At 35.0% G+C, this 19,430-nt stretch carries 17 protein-coding genes; 5 read left to right on the forward strand and 12 right to left on the reverse strand.

Annotated elements, in window-relative coordinates:
- Positions 1-47: 47 nt before the first annotated feature.
- Both chrP and rpe read left to right on the forward strand, forming a co-directional pair.
- Entirely contained in the window at positions 48-1,121 is a 1,074-nt protein-coding gene (chrP, locus tag ODR02_RS00115; protein WP_062670358.1) for a chryseobasin maturation metalloprotease ChrP, read from the forward strand.
- A gap of 118 nt (positions 1,122-1,239) precedes the next feature.
- The gene (gene rpe, locus ODR02_RS00120; RefSeq protein ID WP_105682664.1) at positions 1,240-1,890 is read left to right on the forward strand and encodes a ribulose-phosphate 3-epimerase; all 651 of its coding nucleotides are present in this window, start codon (positions 1,240-1,242) and stop codon (positions 1,888-1,890) included.
- Between the two features lie 217 nt (positions 1,891-2,107).
- Here the strand turns inward: rpe and chrI are convergent, their stop codons facing one another.
- From chrI to chrA, 3 genes are read right to left on the reverse strand one after another with little or no spacing between them, the layout of a single operon-like run.
- Positions 2,108-2,593 (reverse strand): chryseobasin maturation helper ChrI, encoded by a 486-nt coding sequence (chrI, locus tag ODR02_RS00125; RefSeq protein WP_245169721.1) that lies wholly within the window; start codon positions 2,591-2,593, stop codon positions 2,108-2,110.
- A 35-nt stretch (positions 2,594-2,628) separates the two neighbouring features.
- Entirely contained in the window at positions 2,629-3,726 is a 1,098-nt protein-coding gene (gene chrH / locus ODR02_RS00130; protein ID WP_309511247.1) for an MNIO family chryseobactin maturase, read from the reverse strand.
- A 3-nt stretch (positions 3,727-3,729) separates the two neighbouring features.
- Positions 3,730-3,951: an MNIO class RiPP chryseobasin precursor ChrA gene (chrA, locus tag ODR02_RS00135; RefSeq protein ID WP_209784811.1), complete on the reverse strand. Its 222-nt coding sequence runs from the start codon at positions 3,949-3,951 to the stop codon at positions 3,730-3,732.
- A gap of 189 nt (positions 3,952-4,140) precedes the next feature.
- Here chrA and ODR02_RS00140 point away from each other — a divergent pair, with 189 nt between their 5' ends.
- Positions 4,141-5,988 carry an alpha-L-fucosidase gene (locus ODR02_RS00140; RefSeq protein WP_309511248.1) on the forward strand — a complete coding sequence of 616 codons (1,848 nt, stop codon included), beginning with the start codon at positions 4,141-4,143 and terminating at the stop codon, positions 5,986-5,988.
- An 80-nt stretch (positions 5,989-6,068) separates the two neighbouring features.
- On the opposite strand, the gene ODR02_RS00145 is transcribed toward ODR02_RS00140, so the two are convergent.
- From ODR02_RS00145 to ODR02_RS00185, 9 genes are all read right to left on the reverse strand, one after another.
- A complete protein-coding gene (locus tag ODR02_RS00145) occupies positions 6,069-6,485 on the reverse strand; it encodes a nucleoside-diphosphate kinase (RefSeq protein ID WP_076355787.1) in 417 nt (138 codons plus the stop codon).
- A gap of 588 nt (positions 6,486-7,073) precedes the next feature.
- A complete protein-coding gene (rsgA, locus tag ODR02_RS00150; protein ID WP_309511249.1) occupies positions 7,074-8,000 on the reverse strand; it encodes a ribosome small subunit-dependent GTPase A in 927 nt (308 codons plus the stop codon).
- A 165-nt stretch (positions 8,001-8,165) separates the two neighbouring features.
- On the reverse strand, positions 8,166-9,245 hold the full coding sequence (locus ODR02_RS00155) for a chorismate mutase (protein WP_105682670.1): 1,080 nt from the start codon (positions 9,243-9,245) through the stop codon (positions 8,166-8,168).
- A 402-nt stretch (positions 9,246-9,647) separates the two neighbouring features.
- The gene (locus tag ODR02_RS00160) at positions 9,648-10,223 is read right to left on the reverse strand and encodes a hypothetical protein (RefSeq protein ID WP_245169723.1); all 576 of its coding nucleotides are present in this window, start codon (positions 10,221-10,223) and stop codon (positions 9,648-9,650) included.
- A 38-nt stretch (positions 10,224-10,261) separates the two neighbouring features.
- Positions 10,262-11,347, reverse strand: a complete 1,086-nt coding sequence (dnaX, locus tag ODR02_RS00165; protein ID WP_309511250.1) for a DNA polymerase III subunit gamma/tau — start codon at positions 11,345-11,347, stop codon at positions 10,262-10,264.
- 99 nt (positions 11,348-11,446) lie between these two features.
- Positions 11,447-12,079, reverse strand: a complete 633-nt coding sequence (locus ODR02_RS00170; RefSeq protein WP_077414530.1) for a TetR/AcrR family transcriptional regulator — start codon at positions 12,077-12,079, stop codon at positions 11,447-11,449.
- Between the two features lie 5 nt (positions 12,080-12,084).
- On the reverse strand, positions 12,085-13,341 hold the full coding sequence (locus ODR02_RS00175; protein WP_105682672.1) for an aminotransferase class I/II-fold pyridoxal phosphate-dependent enzyme: 1,257 nt from the start codon (positions 13,339-13,341) through the stop codon (positions 12,085-12,087).
- Positions 13,342-13,768: 427 nt separating this feature from the next.
- Positions 13,769-14,122: a helix-turn-helix domain-containing protein gene (locus ODR02_RS00180; protein ID WP_209784816.1), complete on the reverse strand. Its 354-nt coding sequence runs from the start codon at positions 14,120-14,122 to the stop codon at positions 13,769-13,771.
- A 95-nt stretch (positions 14,123-14,217) separates the two neighbouring features.
- Positions 14,218-14,955, reverse strand: coding sequence for a response regulator transcription factor (locus tag ODR02_RS00185; RefSeq protein WP_309511251.1), 738 nt, complete (start codon positions 14,953-14,955; stop codon positions 14,218-14,220).
- An 89-nt stretch (positions 14,956-15,044) separates the two neighbouring features.
- Between ODR02_RS00185 and ODR02_RS00190 the strand changes: the two genes are divergently transcribed.
- On the forward strand, positions 15,045-15,692 hold the full coding sequence (locus tag ODR02_RS00190) for a DUF1349 domain-containing protein (protein ID WP_209784818.1): 648 nt from the start codon (positions 15,045-15,047) through the stop codon (positions 15,690-15,692).
- 745 nt (positions 15,693-16,437) lie between these two features.
- Positions 16,438-19,428: a sensor histidine kinase gene (locus ODR02_RS00195; RefSeq protein ID WP_309511252.1), complete on the forward strand. Its 2,991-nt coding sequence runs from the start codon at positions 16,438-16,440 to the stop codon at positions 19,426-19,428.
- Positions 19,429-19,430: the final 2 nt, after the last annotated feature.

Raw genomic sequence — 19,430 nt, forward strand, 5'->3', positions numbered from 1 at the left:
TTTACACTTATAAGAACAAAAATTAAACGCAAAAATCGTTCCTTTTTATGAAATTTGAAAAGAAATCTTTGAAATTTTTAGAGAAATATTTAAACACATCATCTCCAACAGGTTACGAACACAAAGGACAGGAAGTCTGGATGGACTATATCCGACCTTATGTGGACAAAATAGAAGTAGACCATTATGGAACCTGCTATGGGATCATCAATCCGGAAGCTGAATTTAAGGTAGTGATTGAAGCGCATGCTGATGAAATCTCATGGTATGTAAATTATATTACAGATGACGGCTTAATCTATGTCATCAGAAACGGAGGCTCCGACCAGACTATTGCGCCTTCAAAAGTTGTACATATCCATGGAGAAAACGGAATTGTAAAAGGAGTATTCGGATGGCCTGCCATTCATACAAGAACCAACCAAAACGAGCCTACTCCAAAAATCGAAAATATCTTTATCGACTGTGGCGCTACTTCTAAAAAAGAAGTGGAGGAAATGGGAATTTTTGTAGGATGCATGATCACTTATCCTGATGAATTCTTTGAAATGAACGACAGGTATTTTGTATGCAGAGCTCTGGACAACAGAATTGGCGGTTTCATGATTGCTGAAGTTGCCAGACTTTTAAAAGAAAATAAGAAATCTATTCCTTTTGGGCTTTATATTACCAATTCTGTTCAGGAAGAAGTAGGTTTATACGGAGCAGACATGATTGCTGATACCATTAAACCGAATATTGCTATTGTAACAGATGTTACCCACGACACAACAACTCCTATGATTGAAAAGAAAAAAGAAGGAGATCAGAAATGTGGTGCCGGGCCAGTAGTATTCTTCGCTCCAAGCGTTCACCATACCATCAGAGAACTGATTATTGATACTGCAAAAACAAAGAAAATTCCTTTCCAAAGAGCCGCTGCAAGCAGAGCTACAGGAACAGACACAGATGCTTTTGCCCATTCTAACGGCGGAGTACCAAGTGCTTTAATTTCCTTACCTTTGCGTTATATGCATACTACGGTAGAAATGGTATCTAAAGAAGATGTAGGTAATGTAATTAAGCTAATCTATGAAACAGTCCTTAAGATTAAACCGGAAATGAAACTGAAATATCATTAATAGAATCAAGATGCCAGACACAAGATTCAAGATAACCGAAATACACACATAAAAACACCTGTTTTGACCATGTTTTGGTTCTTGATTCCTGACTCTAAATATCTAATATAAAGTAAAAATGAAAACGAAGCTTATTGCTCCATCCCTTTTATCTGCAGACTTTGGGAATCTGCAAAGAGATATTGAAATGCTGAACAATTCTCAGGCCGACTGGTTCCACATTGATGTAATGGACGGCAGATTTGTACCTAACATTTCATTTGGTTTTCCGGTAATGAAAACCGTTCAGCAGCATGCTAAAAAATTTGTAGATGTCCACCTGATGATTGTAGAGCCTGAGAAATATGTTGATGAATTCATCAACCATGGTGCAGATCTTATTTCTGTACATTATGAGGCATGTACCCACCTTCACAGAACTATCCATCACATTCAGAGTAAAGGAGCAAAAGCGGGTGTGGTTTTAAACCCTTCTACTCCGGTATTAATGCTTGAAGACATTATTGCTGATGTGGATCTTGTATTATTAATGAGTGTGAATCCAGGATTTGGAGGTCAGAAATTCATTGAAAACACATACAAAAAGATTGCTGAAACCAAAGATCTGATCTTAAGCAACAATTCCACTGCACTTATCGAGATAGATGGAGGAGTAAATCTTGACAACGCATCCAAATTATTTGAAGCGGGGGCAGATGTTCTGGTTGCAGGAAATGCTGTTTTCTCAACTGAGAGCCCTGAAAGAACAATTGAACTTTTAAAGATCTGATAGATTATTCTTATCATACACAAAAGGCAGCCATTGGCTGCCTTTTCTCTTGTTTGGGAATTTAAGTCGTCTTGGTTATAATCTTTTTTTCAAAGTATTGAAAATGTTTAAAACTGTCATACTAACAACACAAAGATCCGAATAAAACCAAACCTGCACATCCGTAGAAATACCGAATCTGATCGGTAAGTATTTTCACTTAATTCCATTATATTTTTCACACATCTCTGTTCCAGATGCAGGCACAGATCACAAAAATGATAGAAATAACAGAAAAGACTGTTCTTATATTATTCAGAAAATTCCATCTGTTTTCAAAGTTTTCCCGCATCTGCCTGATTGCTTCTGCTGTGGAATTGGAGATATCAAACTTATCTAAAGCATCATTCATAGGAACATTTCCCGCCACCGTTACTCCAAAAACTCCAATCAGATAGGCTAATGTGGCCAGCAGAAGAAAAATAAAAACAGGCTGCTGTCCACGAAATAAAAAAGTAGACATGGGAAGGAGAATTACAGTCCCCATAAAACTCATAAAGAAAACAGGATTCAGGATTTCCCGGTTGATACTCTGCATTGCCTTCAGGTATTCTGTATCAGAAAGTTTTCCAAGCCCGAGCACAACGGAGCATGAATAAGCATAGAAAAGTCCTCCTATCAAAGCAGTGAGGACAGCGGTAATGATCAATACTAGTGTTGTCATTTTCATATAATTTGATTTTGGTTACCAGAATAGAATTAATAAGGATTCCATTTTTTAATGATGTTCTGGGCGGTAAGAATCATTTCGGCATCCCAGTTTTCTGTTTTAAAATAATGAAAATCCTGATCTTTAATGGCTTTCACTTCTACATTATCAAAAAGAAGCTTGGTCAGTCTGGATTGCTCCTCATATAAAACCAGGTTTTCTAAAGGCTTCTCCGAAAGTTTCATTTCCCTTTTACTCCAGCCGTTTTTTCCTTTCACTTTCCAGTCTGAAGTTTCAATAATCTTGCTTACGGTATTAAAATCATTCAGGAAATTATCTTTTTCTTCTTCTGTTTTTACCGTATCTCCAAGTCTTTCAATAATAATATATTCCAGATTTTGACATTGTGTAAGTACAGATGGCAAAACAGAAAGAATATCCTGAGGAATAACATCATCATGTGTATCTCTCCTCACCTGTTTGTCCCCATACACACTATCCTGCCAGCTCCCACCCGAAAGATGGATTTCTTTTACTTTATCCAAAGGATACAAATTAATGATTTCCTGAATCGGTACTCCAAAGTTACAGGACTGGCAGTAAATATTATGGAGATCGAGAATCAGAAAACCCTTTGTGCCTTCCGTAAGTTTATCAAGGAAAACACCCTGTTCTTTCACATCATCGATGGAAAATGAAAACGCCAGATTTTCTATACCTACAGGAATATTCACCGCTTCCTGAAGCCTGTATAATCTGTCCTGTCCTATTTCTAAAGTTTTGGGATGTAAAGATACCGGCAACGGCACTCCCTGATGAAAATTTTCAGTATTCATGAAACCAAAATGTTCCGTAATATGATTGTATTTCCGCAGACTGACTTCTTCTGTTAATTTTTTTAGCCATTCTTCCTGCCTTTCTGTCCATCTCGCATCAAACAAAGAATAGTACACTCCATGGCCTATCAAACGGTCATTTTCTGCGTAAAAATTCAGTAAATCGTGAAGCCAATCCGGTTCATGGGCATGATAAAGGGTGTCAAAAGACCACTCCATCACTTCTATGGAATTATTTTGCAACAACTGCAAAATAGCAGAAACAAAATCTGCTTCCGCCATCATTGACACTCCTAACATTGGCTTTCTCATCTCCTATCCCATTCCGCAGGCCGGACAGCCATGTCCACGAAGCACAAGCGTATCTTTTTTTACATCTGGCTTAGGAGCTCCCGGTTTTTTCTTTTCAACCGTATCCTGAGAAGTTGCTTTCTTTACTTTTCTAACAGGCTTTTTCGTTTTAGTTTCAGGTTTAGTAGTCTGTGCAGATACACCTACTGCTAATAAACTTGCCATTAATATTGCCGGAATTTTCATAATTGCTTTTTTCAGATAAATTTTACAAGAAACGTTCCATTTCCATTTTATTGTGAAAACAAAACTTCAATTGCTCAGTTTTTAAAAATACAATAAAAAACAAACGCTTTAACAGGAATGATTAAATAACAAGAAACTATTGCTGTAATGTTTTCTTTATCTATATTTAATGTTCAAATAAATCTATATATGAAAAGCAGTCTGATTAAAGCTGTTTTCCTTGGATTGGTATTTTCTGCATATCATACCGATGCCCAGGTTCAAACAGTTGACAACAGCAAAAAAATGGAGTGGTTTAAAAATGCCAAACTGGGTATTTTTATTCATTGGGGAATTTACTCCGTTAATGGAATCTCCGAATCCTGGTCATTCTTCAATAATTATATTAATCACGAAAATTATATGAAACAGCTGAATGGTTTTTCAGCTTCAAAATACCAGCCGGAACAATGGGTCAACCTGATTAAAGAATCCGGAGCAAAATATGCTGTCATTACCACAAAACATCATGACGGTGTTTCCTTGTGGAATTCAAAGGCAGAAAAGGCAATAAGTATTCCTCAAAATTCTCTGGCAAAAAAAAATGTTCTAAGTCCTTTTATTTCCGCAATTAAAAAATCCGGATTAAAAACAGGTCTTTATTTCTCTTTACCGGATTGGAGCCATCCTTATTATGATATCAATACCCGGACAAAACTACGGTATGAAGTAAAAAATAATCCGACACTGTGGCAGAATTTCATCCGTTATTATCAGGATCAGCTTAACGAGTTGTCTACGCAATATTCTCCGGATCTTATTTGGTTTGATGGAAACTGGGAACACACTTCTGAAGAATGGAAAACGACTCAAACCATAGATTTGCTCAGGAAACACAATACTGATATTATTATCAATTCCAGACTTAACAATCATGGAGATTATGATACCCCCGAACAGGGCATTCCTGTTATTCCCCCGCAAAATCCTTACTGGGAACTTTGTTACACCATGAATGATTCCTGGGGATATCAACCTTATGACAAAAATTATAAGACTCCCAATATGATTGTCAGAACCCTTGCAGACGTCATAAGCATGGGAGGAAACCTTCTGCTTGATATCGGTCCAAAATCAGACGGCACCATTCCTGAAGAACAAGTTGAAATTCTAAAAAACCTTGGACGCTGGACTTCAAAAAACCAGCAGGCCATCTATGAAACAACCCGCGGAATTCCTTTTGATAATTACAAAGGAAAATCATCTTTATCAACTTCTAAAAAGTCGTTATTCCTTTATCTTGAAGAAGCCAAAAATTTTACAAAAATCTATGGATTGGCAACCCAACCTCTTTCCGTAAAAATCATCGGAAATCCATCAGCTTCCGTTAAAGTGGATTATAACCCAGAAAAAACATTGACCCTAAATTTTTCTAAGGTGAAATTTGACAAAGATGTCACTGTGGCAGAACTTATTTTTGATGCTCCTCCCGTATTTATAAAAGATTTTAAGAAAGAAGAACACTCTCTAGTTGAAATACTGAATAAAAAGAATGCCCAGGAAGCGGCCTATGACATAGCCAATACGTTGAATTATGATAATAATGTACTGACCCATGAAGGCTTGACCAATGACGGTCTTGGCATGCAAATAAAAAAAACGCCTAACAGAAATCCAGAAACCCTGGAATGGATAAGCAAACATGCAGAAGCATTATTTGAGACAGGAAAAGGTCTTCCGGCGGGTCATTATCCGGGAATGAGTGCTTTATCAAAAGACAAACAGACTCTTTATCTCTTTGTGGAAGGAACGCCTACCGGTCCTATCGCTCTGAAAGGAATAAAAAATGACATTTCACGAATAAGAATCGTAGGCGATGGCAGTATGCTCAGCCATACTATTTACAATAAACTTTACTGGAGTGACCGGCCAGGAATTATTTATATTGATATTCCTAAAGAAAGATTAGATAAACAAATGACTGTTATTGCCGTTCTGCTTAATAAACCTCTAGAACTGTACAGAGAAAATGTAGGAGCCATTGAAAACAACCTTTAATAAGGTTTGAAATAAGAATTCATATAAAAACAAAATCCGGAGAAAATTCTCCGGATTTTTTATTTTGTAAGATGATTTTCTTAGAAAATCTCTCTTCCTGAAAAATGGAACTGAGCTTCGATTAATGCATTCTCGTTAGAATCTGAACCGTGAACAGCATTTTCTCCGATGCTTCTTGCAAACATTTTTCTGATAGTACCTTCCGCAGCTTCTGCAGGGTTAGTAGCACCGATTAATGTTCTAAAGTCTTCAACTGCATTATCTTTTTCTAAAACTGCTGCAACGATAGGACCAGAGCTCATGAATTCTACTAATTCTCCATAAAATGGTCTTTCAGCATGTACTTCATAGAATTTTTTTGCATCAGCAACTGTAAGCTGAGTTAATTTTAAAGCTTTGATTTTAAAACCTCCTTCAGCAATCTTACCCAATATAGCACCGATATGTCCGTCAGCAACTGCATCAGGCTTAATCATAGTGAATGTAATGTTAGACATAAATGTATATTTTTTTAATGGCGCAAAATTACAAAAAATATCTTTGATTTTTATTTTAATTTTTTTTTAACATAAAAATAACTTTTATTAAGAAATCTTAAAGCAATCTTTGGCACAGTAATTGTTTGTTCTATTGCGATTCTCATGTTTAATTTGAGTTTTCATGGTTATTAGTTTTTACCCAGCTTCGGCTGGGTTTTTTATTTTCAAAAAACAGGGCTGTTTTTTATTAATTATGTAATTTATAACGTAATATAGATCTATATTTAAGGTTATTTCCGATTTTATTTCAATTAATACAATTGAACGGTTTTCTAAAATATTACTTTTCTTTCCACCCAAAATATGACAAAAGTGGAGTTATCTGCCAAAAAAGCAATATTGAAAAGTAGAGTTATCTAAAAACAGATTTTTTTTCATTAAAAACTAAAAAAAATAATCAAAAAAAATATATAGTTTAAGAAAGTATTAAATCCAATCTTTAAAGAAGCAAATTGTCAGAATATAATTCTCACATAATGAAAAACAGGAATGTACAGATTGTCCGAATCAATCTGTAATTATTAAAAAGTAAATATCTGTTGCTATTTATTTTTGAGAAGCTTCTTCTGCTTCATCCATCAATTTAATGTAAGTGGCATAGCGTGAATGTTGAATTTCTCCTGTTTCAAGGGCATCCATAACAGCACATTTAGGCTCATTCACGTGAAGGCAGTTATGAAACTTGCACTCTTCTCTTTTTTTGAAAATCTCAGGAAAGTAATGCTGCACCTCTTCTTTTTCAATATCAATCATGGCAAATTCACGAACACCAGGCGTATCAATAACATTTCCGCCAAAATCCCAGAAATGCATCTGTGCAAAAGTTGTTGTATGTTTTCCTTTCAGGTGAGTATCGGAAATTTCAGATGTTTTTAAATTCAGTCCTGGCTGTAAAGCATTCACCAAAGTAGATTTCCCACAACCTGAGTGGCCGAAAAATACTGAAGTTTTATCTTTAAGAACCTCCTGAAGCTGATCCAGATTTAATTTTGAGTAGGAAGAAATTTCCAGGGTTTCGTATCCTATTTCCTGATATAAGAATTCAACGTCTTTTACAATTTCAATTTCCTCCTCGTGGAGAACATCCATTTTATTAAAAAGAATAACCGGTGTAATATTATAGGCTTCACAGCATGCCAGAAACCTGTCAAGAAATCCTAAAGATGTTTCAGGATGTTTCAATGTAAAGATAAAGCAAGCCAAATCAATATTGGAAGCAATAATATGGGCTTCTTTTGAAAGGTTTACTGATTTCCTGATCAGGTAGTTGGTTCTTGGTTCAATTTTCGTGATCCACGCGATATCATCCTGTTCCAGCTGAAACTCAACAAAATCTCCTACAGCAAGTGGATTGGTAAGTCTTGTTTTGATTAATTTGAATTTCCCCCTGATTCTGGCCTCGAAAATTTTATTTGTTTCCAATTCCAAAACCTGGTACCAACTGCCTGTAGATTTAATGATTTTTCCTTTCATAGATAATGCTGGTGCAAATATACGCAATTAGGGCTTAGCATTCAGGAAATAGGTTTAAAAACACATGTTTCAATTGCCCTGCATCCTGATGGCTAAGCCCTAAATAATTTTTTCAGGCGAAAAATTTAGTAAAAGCTTGATAACCTCTTACCTATTATCCGCAATCTATCTCTCGATCATAATATTGTTCTGAACTTCGATAGATTCTTCGTGAATTGCTTTGAATACTTTTTCAATAAACTCCTGAGACATTCCTGTTTCTTTCGCTTTTTGAGTAGCGTATTCTGTGATTACTTTCCAACGTTCAGGCTGGAAGATTGCAATATCGTTTTCCTTTTTAAGTTTACCGATTTTTTCAGAAATTTTCATTCTTTGAGAAAGAAGTTCAATTAACTGGAAGTCAAGATCTGAGATTAAAGTTCTATGTCTGCCCATTTCTCCTTCAAAACCTGCAAGATTAGAGTTTCTTACTTTCAGGTTACCAATAAGTTCTGCAAGAACCTCAGGAGTAATCTGCTGAGAAGCATCACTCCATGCTTCATCAGGATTGCAGTGAGATTCAATGATCGCTCCCTGGTATCCTACGTTAAGTGCTTCCTGTGTAATATCAGCAAGACCAGTTCTGTTTCCACAAATGTGAGAAGGGTCGATTAGCATTGGAATATTCGGAAACTGGCTCTTGAAATCAAGCGCAATCTGCCAGTTCGGATTGTTTCTGTATTTTGTTTTCTGGTATGTTGAAAATCCTCTGTGGATTACCCCAAGATTTTTAATGTCCTGACCTAAAAGTCTTTCCAAAGCTCCGATCCATAATGCAAGATCCGGATTAACAGGGTTTTTTACGAATACAGGTTTATCAGTTCCTCTTAAAGCCATTGCAATTTCCTGTACAGTAAATGGATTCACTGTAGAACGAGCTCCGATCCAAAGAACATCCACGTCTGCTTCTAAAGCGGCAAACACGTGATGTGCATTGGCAACTTCAGTAGCTGTTTTAAAACCATACTCTTCTTTTACTTTTTTTAGCCAGTTCAAACCAATCACTCCTACTCCTTCAAAACCGTTAGGTTTGGTGCGGGGTTTCCAGATTCCTGCACGGAAAACTGACACATTGGCATTAGATTCTTTAATCCTCCTAGCCGTTTCAAGCATTTGAGCTTCACTTTCAGCACTACATGGTCCTGCAATCATTAGAGGCTGTGTAAGCCCATCGATCCACTCATTTTTCAAATCATTTAAATTCATATTCTAAATTTTATTGTTTTTGTATCTATAATTTTTTCGTTGACAGCAATAGCCCTTTGGATTATAAAATTTAATTTATAATTCTTTTCAAAAAATGCCGTTCAAAATTATTTAAAGGAATCAGGAAAATAATAGGGCTCTACTTCTCCTGTATTTTTTGGAAAGAAATTCAGTTAACAGTACCAATAAAATCGGTAATACGTTCTGAAATTTCTATAATAAGAAGCAGAAAAACTAAAATAACCGCTAAAAAAGTAATTAGCGGGTGCAAAAAAAGACAGATATGTGTTAGTCAATTTTTCCATTTTATTCTAGAAATGCCTTTGTTTTAGCTTTTCTGGTTGTACATTGTTTTTGTCAAAAACTCATTTTCGACAGAAATATTTGACAAATATATAAAAATTATGTCAAATCAAACTTCATTAAATCATCAAGATCTTTCAAAAGTGGATTTTTTTCGATGAATTTTTCAAACATCTTCCTCTTAGTTACCACCTCAATCTTCAGATTTTCAACGTCTCTGACATATTCTATCTCAATAATATGATTTTGAATTTTTCTTTTAAAATGATTAAAAAATTCTCCACTTATTTTATCAAATTCTACTTTAGCCGAATCTGAAGGAAATAAAACTTTAATTTTATTTTCCTCAGCTTTTTCCAGTTTGAAAGTTTTTACTGCATTAAATACAAAACTATCTTTTTTCTGGAGTTGTTTAAGCATAATTTTCCATTCCATCTGCAGATCAGTATCTGTAAAATGGTTTTGCGGAAGATTTTCAGTTCTCACAACAACGTTTTCTGTTGTTTCTACTTTATCTTCTTTATTCAGGAAAGAATTGATGCTGAAACCGGAAGAAATTCCCGGCCTAGACAATGGCTTTGTTGTTTTTGTTACTGAAGTTTCCTGAGCTGTCTGAGAAACTACAGGCTGCTGTTCTACTTGAACGTTTTTCTTTTCCTGAGTTTTTTCAGGCATTTTCACTTCCAGTTTCTCACTGAGAAACGGAGCTAGAATCAGGAACTTTTTTTTTTAGTATCGCCTAAATTAGCTGTCAGTGAAGCCAGCTGCATTAATGCAATTTCAACCGTAAGTCTTGGGTTTTTCGAATTCTTATAATTAATATCGGCATGGTTGCAGATCTCAATACCATCAATAAGCTGTTGGGCGACCCACTTTTGTCCCTGTTCTACGAATTTGGCTTTTGTCTTCTCTCCTACTTCAATAAGTTCCATAGTGGAAGCATTCTGTGCCATCATCAGGTCTCTGAAATGATTTCCTAATCCCGCTATAAAAATATGAGGATCAAAACCTTTTTTTACAATCTCATTGAATGCGAAAAGCACTTCAGGAATTTTATTTTCCTTGGCGAGATCCACAATATTCAGATATTGATCATAATCCAAAATATTCAGTACTTCAGCAGCTTTGGTAAGCGTAATGTTTTTCTGGGAAAAAGTAGAAAGCCTGTCGAAGATAGAAAGCGCATCTCGTAAAGCACCATCAGCTTTCTGAGCAATCAGATACAAGGCATCATCTTCGTACTGGATATTTTCTTTTTGGGCAATGTTTCTCAGATGACTCTGGATGTCTTCAATGGTAATTCGTTTGAAGTCATAGATCTGACAACGGGATAAAATTGTTGGAATAATTTTATGTTTCTCCGTAGTTGCCAAAATAAAAATAGCATGAGCTGGCGGTTCTTCCAGCGTTTTAAGGAAAGCATTGAAAGCGGCAGAAGACAGCATATGAACCTCATCGATGATATATACTTTGTATTTACCCACCTGAGGTGCAAAACGTACCTGATCTATCAGTTCCCTGATATCATCTACAGAGTTATTGGATGCAGCATCCAGCTCATAGATATTATACGCAAAGCCATCTTCTGAAACCGAGCCATCTTTCTCATTGATCTTTCTTGCCAGAATTCTGGCGCAAGTAGTTTTACCTACACCACGAGGACCACAAAAAAGCAATGCCTGAGCTAATTGGCTTTCTTCAATTGCATGTTCTAAAGTATCCGTAATATGAGATTGCCCTACAACAGTATCAAACTCCTGAGGACGATATTTTCTTGCAGATACTATAAAATTTTCCATTGGCCAAAAGTAAGAAATATAGTTTTAATTTGAAAATTAAAAGTTTTCAAATTATCAACAAAAAATGTATTTGTGCTCAAATCGGAAAACTTTTAAGTTCTACTTTTTCTTGCTGTATGCAAAGTCGATCAACTCAACAATAGCGCTTTCTATCTCTTTTCTTCCTTCTTCAGTTTTCAGGTCAATACCACAAAATTTGTTTGCGTTGTATCCTGTATAAAGGTTAAGATAGTAAGCCCCGGAAACAATTAAGGCCATAATTGCCCTGTGTCTTGTTGCCACTCCTTCTCCAAAGTAAGGATCTGAGATGTTTCCAAATAAAACTTCTCCTACTTCTTCACGTTGTTCAACTAATTTTTTAAGGATAGGCTTGCTTTCTGAAAGCTCCCAAAGGATAATTTTCTGAAGCTCTTTATTTTTCTTCAGGTTTTCGAACTGGTTCAATACCACCATTTTGGTAAGTTCATGTCCACCGTCAGAAAAATCCATATCAACATCCTGGTTGACCTGGCTCCAGTAATCCTGAGATTTGATATATTCATCGATCAGCTTATCAGTACTTCCAAAGTACTCATAGATCAATTTTTTATCAAATCCGGCAACGGCAGCTATTTTGCTTACTTTTAATCCGGAATATCCTTTTACTCTTAAAATTTTACCAACTGCAGCAAGCAGTTTCTGTTTTGTTTTTTCTTTGTCCCTAATGGGACCCTGCACTACTTTTCTAGGCATAATTATTATTTTTTCGCAATATGCAATTTTTTATTAATATCATCAAACGCGTTAAGCGTTTTGTCGAGATGTTCTTTTTCATGTCTTGCAGTCACACTCATCCTGATACGCGCATCTTTTCTTGGTACAGCCGGGTAAAGAATCGGGTTGGTATAGATTCCTTTTTCTATTAGTAGTTTTCCGGCTTCTCCTGTTACATAAGGATCTCCAATTTTAACGGGAATAATTGCGGAACAGGTAACGCCTGTATCTAATCCTAAATCGTCAAGTCCTTTTTTAAAATAATTGATGTTATTCCAGAGTTTTTCTCTCCAGATAGGTTCTTCATCAATTAAATCAATGGCTTTAACGATTCCTGCGGATGATGGTGGAGCTGTAGCTGAGAAGATCTGCTGACGTGAATGGAATCTGATGAATGCTGCTATTTTTTTATCTGCAATAACATATCCTCCCAGATTTCCAAATGTTTTGCTGAATGTACCTGTGATGATATCCACTTTATTCAATAATCCAGCCTGTTCCAAAGTACCTCTTCCTGTTTCTCCAAGGATACCGACACCGTGTACGTCGTCTACCATTAGAAAGGCATTGTACTTTTTCACAAGGTCATAGATCTCATTAATACGGGAGGTATCACCATCCTGGGAATACACTCCGTCCACAATAACGAGTTTCGTACGGTACAGATTTTCAGATACCTTCAAAATGTGTTCCAAAGATTCCAAATTATTGTGTGGAAATGTTTTTTTATTGGTAAAAGCACATCCTTCGTGCACACTTGCATGTACAGCCATATCTAAAATAGCAAGATCTTCTTTCTGCATTAAGCATTGTAAACTCGCACTATTAGCAGTATAACCTGTAGTAAATACTACGGCTTCATCTTCTGTTCTTTTAAAAAAGCTTGAAATTTTCTTTTCTAAAGCATTGTGGTAATCAAAATATCCGCCGATAAGAGGAGTGGCTCCTGTACCGGTACCATATTTTTCTATTCCCTCAATTGCAGCTTGTTTTACTTTTGGGTGTTGTGTAAATCCCAAATAATCACTTGATACGAAACTAACAAACTCTCTGTTGTGGTTTGCAATGTTTACATTCAGTATTGCATTGGTTCCTGAAGTATTCTTCAGTCTGTAATTCATGTGTCCATTAGACTTTACATAGTCTAAATATTCATAAAATATTTCAGCCCTTTGAGCCATATCATTGTCTGGTATATTCTCAAAGTCTTTAATAGTTGCTGTTGTGAAATTGATGCTCATCCTTAATCTTGTTTGTTGTGGTTAAAAAAACAAATATATAACTATTTAAAGGGCCTAAGCTCCCTTATTAAGATTAAATATTATTAAAGACACAATATTTTTATCTTATTATCTGGAAACCAAAGTATTTAAATATACATCTATCTTTTTTAACGTTTTTCGCTTTTGAATTAATTAGTTTTTCCTTACCTAAATTTAATAAAAAAAGTAAATAATAAAGAAATATTAATACATAAATAATAAAAAAATGTAATTATTTTTCACAAACAACTCATTTATAAAAGATTACTTTTCTGTTATTTTAACATTTTAATTCACTAAACAGCATTAAAAAACACAATAATTCGAGCGTTCAAATCCCTATCCTGAGACAAAAAACAGCGCAAATCTCTTGCAACAACAATATTAAACAAAAAAAGTAGTCAATTTAAACTTTTTGAGAATTTCTGAAATTTCCGGGAGTAAAGCCGGTCATTTTTTTGAAAAATTTTGAAAAGTTGGACGGATCATAAGTAAAAATCCGGGCGATTTCTGCTATCGACTTATCGGTAACAATAAGCATCTCTTTAGCCTGCTGAATAATCTTTTCATCATAAAAAAAACAAGGATGCCGGCCGGTTTCTTTTTTTACCGTATCCGTAAGATGTTTATGTGACAGCGCAAGTTCACTGGCAATTTCATTCAGTTCCATAAATTCCGGAATCGTTCCGGAGATCACACCCTGGATATGATTATCCAGAAAAGTAAAATACTGAGAGGTAATTTCTTCACTTCTTTTCATCACGTTGGTTCATGCTAATGTGTACTCAAGGTATAAAATTACTCATAAGATACAACATAACATGGTGAACTTTTCGGATATTGGGATCTGAATATTTAAGAAAAACTATCTTTAAAAGCCTGGGTAGAATTTTTCACTTTCAGCTTTTCCAGAATATTCTGACGGTGTCTGCTTACTGTATTAATGCTTATGGAAAGAAGATCTGCAATTTGTTTGCTTGTATATCCCTCTCCTACATATTTTAAAACTTCCAGTTCTCTGGGACTTAAAATATTTTTGTAATCAAGCTTATCTTTAACAACAACGTCACCCTTTATTGTATTAATAATCAAAAAATCAGAAACTGAAGAGGAAGAAATAGCAATATTATAAAGACAAAGCGCAAATCTTAACCTCCCATTATAAGGAGAATACATGTAAAACATGCGATGTTTCACCCATCGGTACTCATCTCTTTTATCTTTCATTCTTATTTTTGACACCACACTGTATGCTGCACGCTCCTCCATTTCAACAGCATCCAATAATTTGAAAAAACGGAGTTCATGAATATACTTTTTCAACCGGTCGTCGGGATGTATCTTTTTCAGCATTTCTTCTTCCCAGATACTCTCTATTTCTGTAGGATTCTCTCCCATCGTAAGTCCTAATTCGGCGGCAGCATGGGATTTATAAATATAACTTTTATTCTCCTGCATATCACTGAGCACACATATCGCTCCTTCCATCTGGGAATATACAAGCGCCCTCTGTTTATAGGCTTCTATATCAAGCAGGCATTTTTTGGAGGCATTATCCAGTAATTTATCACTAAGCTGTTCACGGATTTCCATAATGGTTATTTATCAGTATTGACGCAAATGAAGTTTAATAATACTTTTGCTAAAATAATAATTTACGCTTAGAACTTATCCTAAAGAGAATGAAGAAACTGATTTTCGGCTTTTGCACCTTATTCCTGATTCAAAAGTTTTCTGCCCAGACTCTGGAGAAAATGACCTGGTTTAATGAACCTGAAAAATGGGAAATCAAAAACAACAGCCTTTCCATGTTTGTAACACCGCAGAGTGATTATTGGAGGGTTTCGCACTACGGATTTACGGTAGATGACGCTCCCTTTTATTACACGACCTATGGTGGCGAATTTGAAGCAAAAGTAAAAATAACCGGCAGTTATAAAGCCAGATTTGACCAAATGGGTCTGATGCTGAGAACAGATAAAGAACATTACATCAAAGCCGGAGTAGAATTTGTAGATGGCAAATACAATCTCAGCACTGTGGTAACCCACAATAAAAGTGACTGGAGTGTCATTACTTTAGAAAAAACACCTTCTGCCCTATGGATAAAAGCAGTGAGAAGACTGGATGCAGTAGAGATATTTTATTCTTTTGATGACAAAAATTATATCATGATGAGAAATGCGCCTTTACAGGACAACACTCCTGTAATGGTTGGCTTAATGGCTGCCTGCCCTGACGGAGAAGGATTCAATGCTGTTTTTGAAAACTTCCAGGTAAAGCATCTGCCGGACGAACGCAGGCTGAAGTGGCTTGAAACTCATAAATAATGATTGAATTACATTTCAATATACAGTTAATTTTATTCACCTCCCATCATTTCCGGGAGGTTTTTTTGTTAAAAATACGATTAGAATGTGAAATATAAAAAAGAGACTGTTTACTTTTAATACAGTCCCTTTTGTTTTTGAGATAAAACCGTTTGTGTTCTTAGAATCATTATTTTGACAATAAAGTTTCTTTACTTGTGATGAGAATATTTTTGCAAAAATATGAATATTCATAAGCCCTGACAAGGTTGTCATGTAGAATAAACCTCATATTTTTTGTCAAATTTTTACTACAAAAAATCAATTAAACAAAATATCAGTCGTTAGTCAATAAATTGATAAAAAAAACATTCCAATACAACACGATTTATCATTTATAAAATTCTAAAAGAAGTCACAAATCCAGCATAATACTGGGATCTGTAAAAGAAAATTCAAAACGAATTCAACATAAATTTATCACTTATTATTGAAATATGATAATGTTTTAAATTTTTTTAAATGAATTATTGCCTACACTGCATGATAAAACTTACAGAAAACAGATCATGCAATACTAATTTATCTCCATAATTTCACTATTTTTACACGATCAAAAAATATAAAACACAAAAGACCAGAAAACTTCAATGATAAAAATTTATTTTCAATCGTTCCTGCCCATTAAAAAAACTTCGACTTGTACAAATACTATTATTAACCGTCTATTGCATTAGCAGCAGATATAGATCAGTTTTGCACATATATGAGAGTTTGGGCATTAATTTTTGCTTGCATCTATCTAAACATTTCCGGGCAGCACTATACATCTACGTGGCACAACATAGATAATGGGCTTCCACAAAGCAGTGCAAAGGCCATTGTCAAAGACAAATATGGCTTCATCTGGATTTCTACAGAAAACGGACTGGTACGGTATGACGGGAGTTCCTTTATTACTTTTGATAATTTTAGGGTAAATAATCTCCATTTTGGGGAATTTATTGGTGACCCGCTTCTTGACAGTATAACAGTTCTTAACAATTTTCAGGAAAATAAAATCATTATTAAAAACAGATTTCCAAGGCTGGCAAGACTTACCTCCGGAGATAAAATGACCTTTTCCAATGGTACGGATATCCTGTACCGTATTGCCAATAATATCATCACATCAGACTTCCATAGTGACATTCAGTATTTTATTCAGCTTAAAAATTCTGTTTATCATTTTACAGAAAAGAATGCCATCATCTATAAGGAAGGGAAAAAAGAAATAAAGATTGCCCTCCCTTTTACCAATAAAGATCTGAATTATATTTTTGTACTGAATGAACATCTTTTCATCAATGATCTGAAAAAAAGAAAAACCTATTCTATCTACAAAGGACATCTTTCCGTTTCTGATAAACCTACTCTTTTTAATCATCCTGACACTAAAATCTATTGGCAGCAGATTACCAATCAGACTTTTATTATCAATCATGATAACATTTATTTATTAGAAGGAAATGAAAAGGATCTTCGCCTGAAATTTCTTGTAAATTTTGAGGAAATCGGAAATCACTCCTACTGTTCCATGTTTTATGATAAAAATTTCAATAAATTATATCTGGGAACCCTCAATAACGGATTGAACGTACTTCAACTTTCCAATTTCTATGTTTCAAAAAAAGAGGCTGATTTTTCTAATAATGTATATTTTGCCTCTCTTCCCTTCAGCCAAAGTACAATCATTGCTGAGGACGGGACAGAATTTGGGAGAAACGGGATTGTTAAGAAACACCTTTTCGGAAGCAATGACAATTATATGATGATGTATGACAATTCCGGGAATATTCTGATCAAAAAGAGAAACAGTATTATCAGGTTTTATAAAAATTCAGGGTATAAAAAGAAGGATTCCATTTTTGTTAAAAAAGGGTTTGAAACGTTTATGAAAAGTGGAAATCTTTATGGTACCACCTTTACAGATCTTTCGGGTACCCAGCTTTATCTTCACAAAAAAGATATGTTTGCCCAACCGGATTTCACTTATACTTTTAAAAGTTTCGTGAATATTTTTTTTCAGTACAGCGACAATGAAATTCTGACCGGAAACAGCGACGGCCTTTATTCCGTAATGCTGGGAAGTAATACCATAACTCCCTTAATCAAAAACATCCATGTTAAAAGCATCATCAAAACAAAGGATAATCTGATATGGATTACTACAAATAAAAACGGATTCTATCTTTTCAGGAATCATAAGCTTATCAAGATGCCGAACGACTGTAATAATTACCTCCAGTCGGCCCATTATATTCTTGAAGACCAAAAGGGATATTATTGGATATCTTCGAATAACGGAATGTTTAAGGTTCCTAAGAAGCAGTTGCTGGACTATGCAGAAGACAAAAAAACTCCGGTTTTCTATTACCGTATCACCAAAAAAGACGGCTTTCTGACCAATGAATTCAATGGAAGTTCTGAGCCTAACGCTTATGCTTTGGAGAATGGAGACTTTGTATTTCCTTCTATGGATGGTTTTGTATTTTTCAATCCGGAAAGTGTTCATTCTTATTATCCGGAAAGAAATAAAATTTACATTGAAAGGGTGAAAATCGGGAATGCTGAGCCTCAGTATTTTCATCAGCTTCTTGAGTTAAAGAATAATTATAAAACAGCGGATATCTTTATTGACATTCCTTATTTTTCTAATCTTGAAAACCTTTATATTGAGGCCAAAATATCAGGAAAAGAAAACACTGAATGGGAAAAGATCGCTGCAGGAAAAGAATTAAAATATACCATCAGTAATCTTTCTCCCGGTGAATATACACTCAGTGTAAGAATCCTTATTTCTCCGGATGGAAAGTATGAAGAAAAAACAATACGTTTCAAAATTCATCCTCTTTTTTATCAGACATTACTTTTCAGAGTGTCTGCTTCCATTATTATCCTTATCATAATCATTGTTATCGTTCAGTTAACCACCAATTTTTTAAGGATAAAAAATAAAGCTTTAAAACAGATTGTTCACAATAAAAACTCTGAACTAAAGGAAACTTCTCTTCACCTGGAGGTTGTGAAAAACAATTTGCAGAAAGAAACGGAATATCAGAAAAAACTGGTGGAAACCATCAGCCACGATATTACCACTCCTATCAGGTTTATTGCCATGCTCTCCCAGAAACTTCATGAGTCTGATGATGTGGAGCTTCAGAAAAAGTATTTTGACAGTATTTATAAATCTTCAGAACAGCTTTATCAGTTTACGCTGAATTTAAAAGAATACACTGAGCTTTATAAGGCTGAAAATATTTTTGAAGAGAAGGAATATCCCATCAACAGAATCCTGGAAATCAAGAACAGACTATTCTGTGAAATCGCCAAAGAAAAAGGGACAACAATTACCAACCTTACTGAGCACACCGTTTATTCTCAGGTAAATGAAAGTATTTTGACTGCTATTATTCATAACATCCTTGATAACGCCGTAAAAAATACTTTTGAAGGAAATATAACCCTAAATATTACCGAAAATCCACAAAAATCCACCATAATAATTACTGATACAGGAACAGGAATGTCTGCAGAACAGATTGACATTTACATGAACCTGTTCAGAAATCCTAAACAGGAAACCCCCAGCTTCAAAGGAAAAGGTCTTGGGCTGCATATGGTCATCCATCTGGTAAAAAAGATCAATGCCGAAATGAGTTTCAGACAAAACCAGCCTAAAGGAACTGTTGTGGAAATAACACTCAATAAAAACTAATC

Origin of the sequence: Chryseobacterium sp. CFS2, from assembly GCF_036543225.1 — a bacterium.
Lineage (GTDB): Bacteria > Bacteroidota > Bacteroidia > Flavobacteriales > Weeksellaceae > Chryseobacterium > Chryseobacterium culicis_A.

Excerpts from the sequence above, each read along its gene's own strand:
- chrP (WP_062670358.1), top strand. The coding sequence starts at position 48 with ATGAAATTTGAAAAGAAATCTTTGAAATTTTTAGAGAAATATTTAAAC.
- rpe (WP_105682664.1), top strand. The coding sequence starts at position 1,240 with ATGAAAACGAAGCTTATTGCTCCATCCCTTTTATCTGCAGACTTTGGG.
- chrI (WP_245169721.1), bottom strand. The coding sequence starts at position 2,593 with ATGACAACACTAGTATTGATCATTACCGCTGTCCTCACTGCTTTGATA.
- chrH (WP_309511247.1), bottom strand. The coding sequence starts at position 3,726 with ATGAGAAAGCCAATGTTAGGAGTGTCAATGATGGCGGAAGCAGATTTT.
- chrA (WP_209784811.1), bottom strand. The coding sequence starts at position 3,951 with ATGAAAATTCCGGCAATATTAATGGCAAGTTTATTAGCAGTAGGTGTA.
- ODR02_RS00140 (WP_309511248.1), top strand. The coding sequence starts at position 4,141 with ATGAAAAGCAGTCTGATTAAAGCTGTTTTCCTTGGATTGGTATTTTCT.
- ODR02_RS00145 (WP_076355787.1), bottom strand. The coding sequence starts at position 6,485 with ATGTCTAACATTACATTCACTATGATTAAGCCTGATGCAGTTGCTGAC.
- rsgA (WP_309511249.1), bottom strand. The coding sequence starts at position 8,000 with ATGAAAGGAAAAATCATTAAATCTACAGGCAGTTGGTACCAGGTTTTG.
- ODR02_RS00155 (WP_105682670.1), bottom strand. The coding sequence starts at position 9,245 with ATGAATTTAAATGATTTGAAAAATGAGTGGATCGATGGGCTTACACAG.
- ODR02_RS00160 (WP_245169723.1), bottom strand. The coding sequence starts at position 10,223 with ATGCCTGAAAAAACTCAGGAAAAGAAAAACGTTCAAGTAGAACAGCAG.
- dnaX (WP_309511250.1), bottom strand. The coding sequence starts at position 11,347 with ATGGAAAATTTTATAGTATCTGCAAGAAAATATCGTCCTCAGGAGTTT.
- ODR02_RS00170 (WP_077414530.1), bottom strand. The coding sequence starts at position 12,079 with ATGCCTAGAAAAGTAGTGCAGGGTCCCATTAGGGACAAAGAAAAAACA.
- ODR02_RS00175 (WP_105682672.1), bottom strand. The coding sequence starts at position 13,341 with ATGAGCATCAATTTCACAACAGCAACTATTAAAGACTTTGAGAATATA.
- ODR02_RS00180 (WP_209784816.1), bottom strand. The coding sequence starts at position 14,122 with ATGAAAAGAAGTGAAGAAATTACCTCTCAGTATTTTACTTTTCTGGAT.
- ODR02_RS00185 (WP_309511251.1), bottom strand. The coding sequence starts at position 14,955 with ATGGAAATCCGTGAACAGCTTAGTGATAAATTACTGGATAATGCCTCC.
- ODR02_RS00190 (WP_209784818.1), top strand. The coding sequence starts at position 15,045 with ATGAAGAAACTGATTTTCGGCTTTTGCACCTTATTCCTGATTCAAAAG.
- ODR02_RS00195 (WP_309511252.1), top strand. The coding sequence starts at position 16,438 with ATGAGAGTTTGGGCATTAATTTTTGCTTGCATCTATCTAAACATTTCC.